8 protein-coding genes, 1 tRNA gene and 1 rRNA gene are annotated in these 12,408 nt (G+C 46.6%); all 10 read left to right on the top strand.

Going from position 1 to position 12,408, the window contains the following annotated elements:
• Positions 1–81 precede the first annotated feature (81 nt).
• The 10 genes from ACM1ND_RS24085 to ACM1ND_RS24040 all read left to right on the top strand — a co-directional run bounded on the left by ACM1ND_RS24085 (position 82) and on the right by ACM1ND_RS24040 (position 12,343).
• Positions 82–993 carry a glycosyltransferase family 2 protein gene (locus ACM1ND_RS24085; protein ID WP_418026647.1) on the top strand — a complete coding sequence of 304 codons (912 nt, stop codon included), beginning with the start codon at positions 82–84 and terminating at the stop codon, positions 991–993.
• A 185-nt stretch (positions 994–1,178) separates the two neighbouring features.
• Entirely contained in the window at positions 1,179–1,271 is a 93-nt protein-coding gene (locus tag ACM1ND_RS24080; RefSeq protein WP_219727884.1) for a putative holin-like toxin, read from the top strand.
• Positions 1,272–1,642: 371 nt separating this feature from the next.
• The gene (locus tag ACM1ND_RS24075) at positions 1,643–2,551 is read left to right on the top strand and encodes a glycosyltransferase family 2 protein (RefSeq protein WP_103744787.1); all 909 of its coding nucleotides are present in this window, start codon (positions 1,643–1,645) and stop codon (positions 2,549–2,551) included.
• The gene (locus ACM1ND_RS24070; RefSeq protein WP_418026645.1) at positions 2,548–3,948 is read left to right on the top strand and encodes an undecaprenyl-phosphate glucose phosphotransferase; all 1,401 of its coding nucleotides are present in this window, start codon (positions 2,548–2,550) and stop codon (positions 3,946–3,948) included. Before ACM1ND_RS24075 ends, ACM1ND_RS24070 begins: the two co-directional genes overlap by 4 nt.
• A 105-nt stretch (positions 3,949–4,053) precedes the next feature.
• A complete protein-coding gene (locus ACM1ND_RS24065) occupies positions 4,054–4,926 on the top strand; it encodes a phosphatidylinositol-specific phospholipase C/glycerophosphodiester phosphodiesterase family protein (RefSeq protein ID WP_418026643.1) in 873 nt (290 codons plus the stop codon).
• Between the two features lie 126 nt (positions 4,927–5,052).
• Entirely contained in the window at positions 5,053–5,763 is a 711-nt protein-coding gene (locus ACM1ND_RS24060) for a heptaprenylglyceryl phosphate synthase (protein ID WP_418026641.1), read from the top strand.
• Positions 5,764–5,804: 41 nt separating this feature from the next.
• Positions 5,805–8,129 carry a DNA helicase PcrA gene (gene pcrA / locus ACM1ND_RS24055; RefSeq protein WP_023990577.1) on the top strand — a complete coding sequence of 775 codons (2,325 nt, stop codon included), beginning with the start codon at positions 5,805–5,807 and terminating at the stop codon, positions 8,127–8,129.
• Between the two features lie 89 nt (positions 8,130–8,218).
• A complete protein-coding gene (gene ligA, locus ACM1ND_RS24050; protein ID WP_279835315.1) occupies positions 8,219–10,234 on the top strand; it encodes an NAD-dependent DNA ligase LigA in 2,016 nt (671 codons plus the stop codon).
• A gap of 378 nt (positions 10,235–10,612) precedes the next feature.
• Positions 10,613–12,168 (top strand): 16S ribosomal RNA (locus ACM1ND_RS24045).
• A 99-nt stretch (positions 12,169–12,267) separates the two neighbouring features.
• A tRNA-Ala gene (locus ACM1ND_RS24040) sits at positions 12,268–12,343 on the top strand.
• The last annotated feature ends 65 nt before the right edge of the window (positions 12,344–12,408 follow it).

Genomic DNA, 12,408 nt, shown 5'->3' with positions numbered 1-12,408 from the left:
AGATGGAACCTATTGTCCCTCTATTACACATTTTAAAAGAAGGAGGTCATTACTCTGAACAGACCTAACATACAAATTTTATTGTCTACATATAATGGAGCAGCTTATTTAGATGAGCAAATAGAAAGTCTCATAAATCAAAAAGACGTAGAAGTTCAGATCCTAATTCGTGATGATGGCTCGACAGATGATACGGTTGCCAAGTTGAGAGCGCTGAAGCAACGTTATCCTCAACAGATTATTTTATGCCTCGAGAGCAATGTAGGGGTTATTAAAAGCTTTTTTGATTTGATTCAAAGATCGTCTGAGACATTCGACTATTACGCTTTTTGTGATCAGGATGATGTGTGGATGCCGAACAAACTTGCTCAGGCTGTGGCTTATCTCAGGGATCAGGATGGGAGCCGGCCGCTGATGTACTGTTCTGCTACACAAATGGTCTCTCAAACATTGGAACCACTTAAAGTATGGCCAGCTGACATCCCCCGACCTGTATCCTTCTATAATGCTCTTATTGAGAATGTGTGTGTAGGTTGTACCATGGTGATCAATATAGAAACCCTCCAGCTCGTGAAAAAGAGAACTCCGACTTCTTTGGATAACATTATTATGCATGACTGGTGGATTTACTTATGCACCTCCTCTTTTGGTAAGGTTGTTTTTGACCCCGAGCCGTCCATTTGGTATCGGCAGCATCAAAACAATGTGCTGGGAGGTTCTACCGATGGCTGGGTTAGCAAGTGGAGGAAAAGACTAAGTAGATTTATAAAAGGAAAAAATGGCTATATTTTAAGCAAACAAGCCCAGCAATTTATTCAACTTTATGGACAAGACATGTCTCCTCAAATGTATAAAGATATGGATCAATTCCTGGACAGCTACCAAAAGGGCGTAATTTCTCGTATGAAATATATTTGGCAGTCCCCATTTTATAGGCAGTCACGGTTGGACAACTGGATTTATAAGTTGGTTTTCATAATGAGGAAGTTATAGAGGTATGGAAAGAAAAAATATTGAAACTTTTTTTCATATATGAGCGTCAAATAGTCAAAGGTGCAAATGAATACTAGATAAAATACCATCGAATGCGTGTTCCTTTATGGAAAAATATAGTATAATTGAAACGTGCAACCGATAGAGCTGGCAAGGGCGGCCGGCTAACTCTCCCGAGGAGGGGGGTGAAGCCTGTGACAGTGTTTGAGGCGCTCAGTTTAATGCTGACGTTCGGGGCGTTGATCGTCACACTGTTAGAGTTTAACAAACGAAAATAGACCGCCCCCGCAAGGAAGGGTCTATTTTCGGCCTGATTGTTCCAAAACCGTCCGCTCTTGGAGCGTTGGTTGCGCAGGGGCTGGCTGGCACCAGCCCTTTTTCCATGTATATCTTACCACGATGAATTTTAGACCTCAACCGAGGATTTTACAAAAATCCAATAACCGACTTCCAATGAACAATATATAGATCGAAATGGTTTCGTTTGTCTATATTTGCACTTTGGAGCGACAGGAATCGAATTTTGTGAAATTCTACTAACTATGTAAGGTTACAAGTTGTGTGCTTTTTTGCGCCCCGTGGTCTGTGCGGTATGCTATAATAGGCGATAGTAGAATAGATTACTGAATTTGTCAGGAGCGTTTTAAATATGGATGTAAGCATACTGGTCGTCAACTATAATACGTGTCAATTGACGCTGGATTGTTTGCAGTCGGTGTATGCGTCAAAGTCGCAGTACCGATATGAAGTGATTGTTATTGATAATCACTCCAGTGACGGATCTGTTGAGGCTATTCGTGCTGCATACCCGGAGATTACGTTGATAGCCAACAAGGATAATACAGGTTTTGCCAAGGCAAACAACCAGGGGATGGAAGTAGCTAGCGGGCGTTATGTATTGTTATTGAATTCCGATACGTTGGTGCAACCGGACACGCTGGATACAATGGTTCAGTTTATGGATACGCATCCGGAGATGGGGGCATCGGGCTGCAAGGTCATCTTGCCGGATGGATCATTAGACAAGGCTTGTAAGCGAGGATTTCCAACGCCGTCAGCTTCTTTTTACTACGCTTTCGGCTGGTCGAAGCGTTACCCGGATAACCCGAAGTACAATCAATATCAGCTTGGGCATCTAAGCCCGGACGATGAGTATCCTGTAGATGTACTGGTAGGTGCTTTTATGCTGGTGCGCCGGGAGACGATTGACCAGGTTGGGGGTTTGGACGAAACCTTTTTTATGTATGGTGAGGATATTGACTGGTGTTACCGGATTAAGCAAGCCGGGTGGGGCATTTACTACTACCCGCGCACATATATTATTCATATCAAAGGGGGCAGCGCTCGCCGTCGTCCTTTGAAAATTATTTATGAGTTTCATAGAGCAATGTGGGTATTTCATCGTAAGCATTATAAACAGCAATACAGTTGGATCACCAATATGGCTGTATATGCGGGAATTACCGTGAAATTTGGAATGGCCTTTCTAAAAAATAAGTTGTCCACACCGGTCAAGCCAGACGGCGGGGAACAATCTCGTACTGAGGTGAAAGCATGATACGCAGAAATCAGCGTTTTTTAACCCAATTATATATTGTGGCGGATTTCGCGGTCATTCAGTTGTCCTTTCTGATCGCTTGGTTTTTCAAATTTGAAAGTGAATGGATCACCTATAAAGAACCGCTTCCTATTCAAGTATATGGAGGCTGGAGCTTAATCTACGGCCTGATTGCTGTAGTGTTGGGGATGTTATTCTCGCTCTATTCGCCCAAACGCAAAAAACGGTTTGCAGATGACGTATTCCGCGTCACCCAGATTCATATCGTTGGCCTGTTTGTGCTGTTGAGTGTGATGTTCTTCGTGAAGCAAATCGACATTTCGCGGTCCTATCTGGCAATCTATATGCTTGGAAACGTGCTGCTTATTTTGTTTTACCGATTTTTTTTGAAGCAAGTTCTTAAAGCTCTCCGTCAAAAAGGATACAACAAGCAGTTCATGCTTATTCTCGGGGCTGGTACTCTAGGCCAACGATTTTATCATAATCTTGGACAGTATCCTGATTTAGGATATGAAGTAGTAGGATTTCTGGATGATAAGCGGCATTGGAGTGAAGAGGAAGAGGCACATTTCCGCCCGATTCTTGGAGGCTTAGATCAATTGGAGGCTACGCTGTCGCGTCTGATGATTGACGAGGTCATTCTGGCGCTCCCGCTGGATGCTCATGATAAGTACCCCAAGATTATCAACATGTGTGAAAAAGCTGGAGTGCGCACGCTTATAATCCCCGACTTTTTCGATTATTTGCCGGCTCGCCCGTACTTTGATAACTTTGCAGGTATGCCGATGATCAATGTACGGGATATTCCACTGGATGTAGCGGGGAATCGACTGTTTAAGCGTCTATTCGATATTTTATTCTCTTTATTCGCGATTCTCCTGACCTCTCCGATCATGCTGGCAGTGGCGATTGGTGTGATGATTACATCCAGAGGGCCCATCATTTTTAAGCAGGAGCGGGTAGGCTTGAACCGTCGCACCTTCCGAATGTACAAATTCCGTTCGATGAAGGTGCTGCCTCTTGGAACTGAAGATACGGGCTGGACGACTGCTAATGACCCAAGACGCACACGTTTTGGTACTTTTATTCGTAAAACGAGTCTCGACGAGCTGCCGCAATTTTTCAACGTTCTGCTGGGTGATATGAGTGTCGTTGGTCCACGTCCAGAACGACCCTATTATGTGGATCAGTTCCGTGAGGAAATTCCAAAATACATGGTGAAGCATCATGTTCGTCCCGGAATCACAGGCTGGGCACAGAGCAACGGGTTGCGTGGAGATACATCTATTGAGGAACGGATTAAGCATGACATTTTCTATATTGAGAACTGGTCGCTCTTATTCGATATTAAAATTATTTTCCGTACGATTCGCAATGGTTTCAAGAACGCGTATTAATCCAGAGTCACCCTTCGGTTAGCCGGAGGGTGTTTTTGCGTCTGGCAGTTGTTTTGAGTATGCGTATGTGGGGTATTGACCTGTACGAAAAGGATGTGACACCCTATGAAACGATTGATTGCTACGGTCATTCTTTTAATGTTAATCGGCACATTTTTACTGGCTTACAAAGGGCAATCTACAGAAGAACATACTGGCTTTACCACGCACCGCGTGATTTCGCATGCCATGGGAGCTGTTGATGGTTTGGCCTATACTAATGCGCGTGAAGCGTTTGTGGAAAATTATAAAAAAGGCAGCCGCGTATTCGAGGTCGACCTGATGTTTACTTCGGATGGACAATTGGTGGCGCGCCATGAATGGACAGAATCTTTTACAGAGCAAATGCAACAGGAACACGCAGTTGCTACAGAACAGGGCGGAAAACCTTGGAGCTATCACCAATTTAAGAACACACCCATACACGGTTCCTATACCCCAGTAGATTGGAAGGATGTATTGGATTTATTGGAAACATACCCGGATGCTTATATTGTGACCGATACGAAAGAACAGGACCCTGCCCAAATCAAACAGTTGTTTGCACAACTGACCCGTCAGGCACAGGAGAAAAACCCCAAGCTTTTGTCCCGTATTGTTCCTCAAATTTACAATGAAGAAATGCTGCAAACGTTGCGGAGTATTTATCCCTATCCATCCGTTATTTATACGCTCTATGCCACAGAGGATAAAGATGACCAGATCGTTCGATTTGTACAACAAAATGATATAACGGCAGTAACTTTACCAGAGAGTCGGGTGAGTGGTACTTTAGTGGAAAGTTTACGCCAGGCAGGAGCAGTGTGCTACGTAAATACCATTAATGAGTTGAAGGATGCGGCTGAGTATGAACAGATGGGTGTGCGAGGTTTCTATACAGATATTTTAACGGAAAAAGAACTTAGTAAACGCAGTTGGTTGTATGCGCTACGACCATGAGTAGTCTGAACGGGGTGTTCCCATTTGATACGAACATTGACACCTTTTAAGCACTGTCATAGACTTAGCATAGAACGCTTTTGGATATTGGAATTCGGCTCGACTGGATCATGACAAAAGCAATGGATGCTGGAGGAATGTGTGTTGGCAGATTCAATTCAATCATGGAAGCATGTGTTTAAGCTTGATCCTGACAAGGAACTGGATGATGAGGCACTTGACGCCGTGTGTATGTCTGGTACGGACGCCATTATGGTAGGAGGTTCATCGGGCGTAACCTATGAAAATACGGTGGATTTGCTGTCACGGGTTCGGCGTTATGAGGTGCCGTGTGTGCTTGAGGTGTCCGATCTGGAGGCTGTAGTGCCAGGGTTTGATCTATATATGATTCCCATGGTACTGAATACCGCTGACAGTAATTGGATTCTAGGGCAGCACCAACGTGCGATTGATCAGTTTGGTTATATGATCCCGTGGGATTTGCTTGTGGCGGAAGGATATATTGTTTTGAACGGTGATTCTACGGTCGCTAAGCTTACCGGAGCAGATACTTCGCTGGGTGCTTCATCTGCGGCCTCGTATGCACAGATTGCTGACAAGCTCATGCATCTGCCGATTGTATATGTGGAATATAGCGGTGCTTTTGGGGATATGGAGCTGGTGCAAAAAATACATCGCAGTACGGAGCGCTCTCGTGTCCTATACGGGGGAGGAATCGTGGATAAATCTACCGCGTTACAAGCGGCTGCGGTTTGTGACACCATTGTAGTAGGTAACATCATTTATCGTGACTTGGCGAAGGCGCTGGAGACGATAGCTGTGAAATTGGAAGTATAGAACGTGAATTTATGGAAGCTCAGGGAAAGGAGCATGCACGCATGCAATCAATAGATATACACGAGGCGGTAGCTCGCCTTAATCCGCCTCAGCGTCAGGCTGTGGAGGCGGTAGATGGTCCGCTGCTGATTATGGCTGGCGCAGGCAGTGGTAAAACACGGGTGCTCACGCACCGAATAGCTTACCTCATCGCGACCCGCAAGACGGCTCCATGGGGCATTTTGGCGATTACCTTTACGAACAAGGCTGCGCGTGAAATGCAGGATCGCGTATCCAAGCTGATTGGCCCGCAGGGGAGAGATGTATGGGTATCCACCTTCCACTCGATGTGTGTGCGTATTTTACGTCGGGATATCGAGCGGATTGGCTTCACCTCCAATTTCAGCATTTTGGATTCTACGGATCAATTGTCTGTCATTCGGAGCTGCATGAAGGATCTGAATATAGACACCAAAAAGTTTGAACCCAAAGCGGTTCAGTCTATGATGAGTACGGCTAAAAATGAACTGGTCACTCCCGAAATGTATGAGCGCAAGATTGGCGACTATTTTGAGGGGATTGTGGCGAAGGTATATACCAAGTACCAACAACGGCTCAAAAACAACAACTCTCTTGATTTTGATGATTTGATCATGGCAACGATTCAGCTATTTAAAGAAGTACCTGAGGTACTGGATTTCTACCAGAAGAAATTTCAATACATTCATGTTGATGAATATCAGGATACGAACCGTGCGCAGTACATGCTGTGCAAAATGCTGGCCGACAAGCATCACCGGATTTGCGTAGTAGGTGACAGTGACCAATCCATCTATCGGTGGCGGGGGGCGGATATTAGCAACATTTTGAATTTTGAAGAGGACTACCCGGAAGCGCGCACCATTTTGCTGGAGCAGAACTACCGGTCCACCTCAAATATTCTCAATGCTGCCAACGAAGTTATTGGTCAAAATACAGGCCGCAAGCCGAAGAAACTATGGACTGACAAAGAAGGCGGAGCCAAGATTAAAGTTTACCGTGCTGACTCCGAGCATGATGAGGGCTACTTTATCGCCTCAGAAATTCATAAGAATATTAATGCGGGCAAAACCTATAGCCATCATGCCATTTTGTACCGTACGAATGCTCAGTCTCGGGTTGTCGAGGAAATTTTGATTAAATCGGATATTCCTTACCAGATCGTGGGCGGTATCAAGTTCTATGATCGTAAAGAAATTAAGGATTTGCTGGCGTATCTTCGCCTACTCTCCAATCCTGACGACGACATCAGCTTGATCCGAATCATTAATGTGCCAAAACGAAGCATCGGAGACACGACCGTCGGTAAATTGCAGGCAGCTGCAGCGGAACGTGGAGTTTCGATTTTCCGTGTCCTTCAAGTTGTAGACGATTTGGGCTTTGCAGGACGTACGCGCAATGCGTTGGTAGAGTTTTACGATATGATCGAAGGTTTAAGTCGGATGGTAGACTACCTGTCGGTTACCGAGTTAACAGAAAAAATGTTGGAAACCACCCAATATCGATTGGAACTGCAAAACGAGAATACACTTGAGTCACGCTCGCGTTTGGAGAATATTGATGAGTTCCTGTCGGTAACCATGGAATTTGAAAAAGGAGCGGAAGACAAGTCACTCGTCTCCTTCCTGACCGACCTTGCTCTGATTGCCGATATTGATTCCATGAATGACGATGAAGAAGAGCAAAGCGATGCGGTTGTATTGATGACCATGCATAGCGCCAAAGGACTGGAGTTTCCTATCGTATTTATTGTCGGTATGGAGGAGGGAGTATTCCCTCATAGTCGTGCTTTTCTGGATAACGAAGAGCTGGAGGAAGAGCGCAGATTGGCGTATGTCGGGATTACCCGTGCAGAGGAGCAACTGTTCCTTACATGCGCACAGATGCGCACTCTGTTTGGCCGCACCACAGCTAACCCGCCTTCCCGCTTTCTCGAAGAGATTCCGGACGAGTTAAAAGAGGATACGATCATTAAACGTGACCGCTACCGCCGTTCAGGCAATGTAGGCGGATCTTATGGTGGGCGCGGACTGAATAAAGGTAGTGGCAGCAACTTTGGTGGAGAACGCTCGTTTGATACGATGAGCCGCAGTGGTTCGTCCGCTTCCGCGTCACCCCGCGTAACAGTAACGACATCTTCATCTGCGAAAGCAACTCCGGCTGCTTCGGCAGGAGGCCCCTCCATTTTTGCGGCTGGAGACAAGGTACAGCATGGCAAATGGGGGATTGGAACCATTGTCGCTGTAAAAGGGACGGGTAATGATATGGAGCTTCAAATTGCTTTCCCGGCTCCAGTAGGGGTTAAACGACTGCTGGCTGGCTTTGCACCAATTACAAAAGTAGAATAAATCTCAAACATCATTAAATCTCGAACCTCATGAGTGGCAGCTTGGCTTAGGCCTCTGCCCTGATGAAGTTCCCGGAGGGATACGCCTGCATGAACCCAATGCACAGGATGGAGCAGCTTGTTGCTGAACTGAACACATATAACTATCATTACTACACACTGGATGAACCCAAGATCAGCGACAAAGAATATGATGTGCTTTATGACGAGCTGGTAGCGCTTGAACAGACGAGCGGTCTTGTGCTGCCGGATTCGCCGACACAGCGTGTGGGTGGGGAGTTACTCAAAGGTTTCACACCGCATCGCCACCTTGCCCCATTATGGAGCCTTGATAAAGCTCAGAATATGGAACAGCTGCGTGCATGGAACGCGCGTGTTGTTAAACTGGTCAATGATTACAATACCAAGAACCCGGAGCAACCTTTGCCATCTCCAGGCTATGCAATAGAACTTAAATTTGATGGACTGACGCTGAACCTGACGTATACAGATGGACAGCTGGTACAGGCTTCCACCCGCGGTAATGGCGTTGTGGGTGAGGGAATACTGGCACAGGTGAAGACGATTAAATCCGTACCACTTACAATTCCTTTTCGAAATGGAACAATTGAAGTACAGGGAGAAGGGATAATGAATCTCTCTGTATTGTCCAAATATAATGAGACTGCCGTGGACCCTCTTAAAAATGCACGCAACGCCGCAGCTGGCGCTTTGCGTAACTTGAATCCCAAAGTGACAGCTGAACGACGATTGAATGCATTTTTCTACAATGTGGGATATGCAGACCGTATCCAATTTGACAGCCACCAGGAAATGATGACTTTCCTGCGTGAAAATCATTTTAAGGTAAACCCTTACCTGACTTACTTTGATAATTTTGAAGATGTAATGGAGCAACTGATTGAGATTGAAGAATCTCGTGCCGGATTGGATTATCTCATTGATGGGGCAGTATTGAAAATTACAGATATGCGCACACGTGAGGCTCTCGGGTATACCGATAAATTCCCACGCTGGGCGGTGGCATATAAGTTCGAAGCTGAGGAAACGACAACGGTGCTTAACTCGGTTGAGTGGAATGTAGGACGAACCGGTAAAATCACCCCACTTGCAAGGGTAGAGCCGGTAGAGCTGGCGGGAGTCACTGTACAAAATTGTACACTGAACAATGCTGGTGACATTGAGCGCAAAAACCTGAAGTTTGCTTTGGGGGCACGTGTGTTTATCCGTCGCTCAAACGATGTCATTCCGGAGATATTAGGAAAGGTAACGTCTGAGAACGACGGGGAGGAAATTGTCGTACCAGATCATTGTCCAGCCTGCGGGTTTCCGTTGCAGCAGCGAGGTGCCCATTTGTTTTGCGACAATAAGCTGGGGTGTAAACCACAAATTGTGGCTCGTATTTCCCATTTTGCTTCACGTGATGCTATGGATATTGAGACATTCAGTGACAAAACGGCCATACAGCTACATGACGAACTGGAAGTGCGCGAGCCTGCGGATCTGTATACACTCCAATATGATGATCTTGTGAAGCTGGAGCGGTTTGGTGAGAAAAAGGCCAGTAACCTCTTGGCGGCACTAGAAAAGAGTAAAGAGAGAGATTTGGCTTCTTTCCTTTATGCTCTGGGTATACCGAATACCGGTAAAGCGACAACACGTATGTTGGCTGAACATTACCGTGATTTGCACAAGACGATGTCCGCTACGGTGGAAGAACTGATAGAACTACCGGATGTAGGCGGGATTGTAGCCGAAAGCATTGTGGCTTTCTTTGCCGATCCATTTACTCAGGCGGGAATTGAAAAGATGCTGTCTCTAGGGGTGAAAGCTCAAGCCCCTGAAGCTCCACAGGAGAAGAAGACAGACAGCTTTTTCAGTAGCAAAACGGTCGTGCTTACAGGTACCTTGCATCAGCTTACGCGTGAAGAAGCTGTATCCAAGCTGGAGGCGCTTGGAGCCAAAGTTGCGGGGTCTGTATCGAAAAAGACGGATCTAGTCATAGCTGGTGAAAAGGCTGGGAGTAAGCTGGCTAAGGCCCAACAGCTCGGAATTGACACCATAGAAGATGAGGATGAATTTATCAGACTGCTGGAACAAGAATAAATAGTTTTGCAATGAGTGCAGTCATTCCGCTCTGGGGCGGGGTGGCTGCCTTATTATCTGTTGTATCGTAGGAAATAAAATAGATATAAATAAATGCTTGCTAAATAACTTTAGGCATGATATATTATTAGACGTTGCTTTGAGAATAACATTTCTTGAAGCGAGGTTGCTGAAAAGATAATCAAAAAAAGATTTGACAAGAAAGCAACTCACATGGTATGATCTAATTCCTGACTCGTTGAACGAACGAGAACAGACAAGTTCTTTGAAAACTGAACAAATGGATGATGAAATAAAGATTTCTTCTTTTATAAAGAAGGATCGCTAGCATTAAAAATGAGCTTATCGCTCTTTCTATAAACCAACTTCGGTTGGTCTTTAATGGAGAGTTTGATCCTGGCTCAGGACGAACGCTGGCGGCGTGCCTAATACATGCAAGTCGAGCGGGGTTGATTAGAAGCTTGCTTCTAATCAACCTAGCGGCGGACGGGTGAGTAACACGTAGGCAACCTGCCCACAAGACAGGGATAACTACCGGAAACGGTAGCTAATACCCGATACATCCTTTTCCTGCATGGGAGAAGGAGGAAAGACGGAGCAATCTGTCACTTGTGGATGGGCCTGCGGCGCATTAGCTAGTTGGTGGGGTAAAGGCCTACCAAGGCGACGATGCGTAGCCGACCTGAGAGGGTGATCGGCCACACTGGGACTGAGACACGGCCCAGACTCCTACGGGAGGCAGCAGTAGGGAATCTTCCGCAATGGGCGAAAGCCTGACGGAGCAACGCCGCGTGAGTGATGAAGGTTTTCGGATCGTAAAGCTCTGTTGCCAGGGAAGAACGTCTTGTAGAGTAACTGCTACAAGAGTGACGGTACCTGAGAAGAAAGCCCCGGCTAACTACGTGCCAGCAGCCGCGGTAATACGTAGGGGGCAAGCGTTGTCCGGAATTATTGGGCGTAAAGCGCGCGCAGGCGGCTCTTTAAGTCTGGTGTTTAATCCCGAGGCTCAACTTCGGGTCGCACTGGAAACTGGGGAGCTTGAGTGCAGAAGAGGAGAGTGGAATTCCACGTGTAGCGGTGAAATGCGTAGATATGTGGAGGAACACCAGTGGCGAAGGCGACTCTCTGGGCTGTAACTGACGCTGAGGCGCGAAAGCGTGGGGAGCAAACAGGATTAGATACCCTGGTAGTCCACGCCGTAAACGATGAATGCTAGGTGTTAGGGGTTTCGATACCCTTGGTGCCGAAGTTAACACATTAAGCATTCCGCCTGGGGAGTACGGTCGCAAGACTGAAACTCAAAGGAATTGACGGGGACCCGCACAAGCAGTGGAGTATGTGGTTTAATTCGAAGCAACGCGAAGAACCTTACCAGGTCTTGACATCCCTCTGACCAGTCTAGAGATAGGCCTTTCCTTCGGGACAGAGGAGACAGGTGGTGCATGGTTGTCGTCAGCTCGTGTCGTGAGATGTTGGGTTAAGTCCCGCAACGAGCGCAACCCTTATGCTTAGTTGCCAGCAGGTCAAGCTGGGCACTCTAAGCAGACTGCCGGTGACAAACCGGAGGAAGGTGGGGATGACGTCAAATCATCATGCCCCTTATGACCTGGGCTACACACGTACTACAATGGCCGGTACAACGGGAAGCGAAATCGCGAGGTGGAGCCAATCCTAGAAAAGCCGGTCTCAGTTCGGATTGTAGGCTGCAACTCGCCTACATGAAGTCGGAATTGCTAGTAATCGCGGATCAGCATGCCGCGGTGAATACGTTCCCGGGTCTTGTACACACCGCCCGTCACACCACGAGAGTTTACAACACCCGAAGTCGGTGGGGTAACCCGCAAGGGAGCCAGCCGCCGAAGGTGGGGTAGATGATTGGGGTGAAGTCGTAACAAGGTAGCCGTATCGGAAGGTGCGGCTGGATCACCTCCTTTCTATGGAGAATCGTTTCCTGCAACGGAAACATTCAAATATGAAGCGTAAGCTTCAAAAAAATCATCATTCCATTTGTTCAGTTTTGATGGAACTTGTGAGGGGCCATAGCTCAGCTGGGAGAGCGCCTGCCTTGCACGCAGGAGGTCAGCGGTTCGATCCCGCTTGGCTCCACCAATTACAATTTCATCTTAAACTGTATGAGAATCGTTAACTCTTTGGAGATTGACTGATAATCAAAC

This window comes from Paenibacillus sp. JJ1722, from assembly GCF_048282685.1.
Classification (GTDB): Bacteria; Bacillota; Bacilli; order Paenibacillales; family Paenibacillaceae; genus Paenibacillus; species Paenibacillus polymyxa_B.
Note: the sequence above shows the minus strand (reverse complement) of the source record. Positions and strands in the feature narration are given on the sequence as shown.

Bases quoted from the DNA above. Each gene is read 5' to 3' on its own strand.
- pcrA (WP_023990577.1), top strand. From the start codon at position 5,805: ATGCAATCAATAGATATACACGAGGCGGTAGCTCGCCTTAATCCGCCT.
- ligA (WP_279835315.1), top strand. From the start codon at position 8,219: ATGAACCCAATGCACAGGATGGAGCAGCTTGTTGCTGAACTGAACACA.
- ACM1ND_RS24060 (WP_418026641.1), top strand. From the start codon at position 5,053: ATGCTGGAGGAATGTGTGTTGGCAGATTCAATTCAATCATGGAAGCAT.
- ACM1ND_RS24075 (WP_103744787.1), top strand. From the start codon at position 1,643: ATGGATGTAAGCATACTGGTCGTCAACTATAATACGTGTCAATTGACG.
- ACM1ND_RS24065 (WP_418026643.1), top strand. From the start codon at position 4,054: ATGAAACGATTGATTGCTACGGTCATTCTTTTAATGTTAATCGGCACA.
- ACM1ND_RS24070 (WP_418026645.1), top strand. From the start codon at position 2,548: ATGATACGCAGAAATCAGCGTTTTTTAACCCAATTATATATTGTGGCG.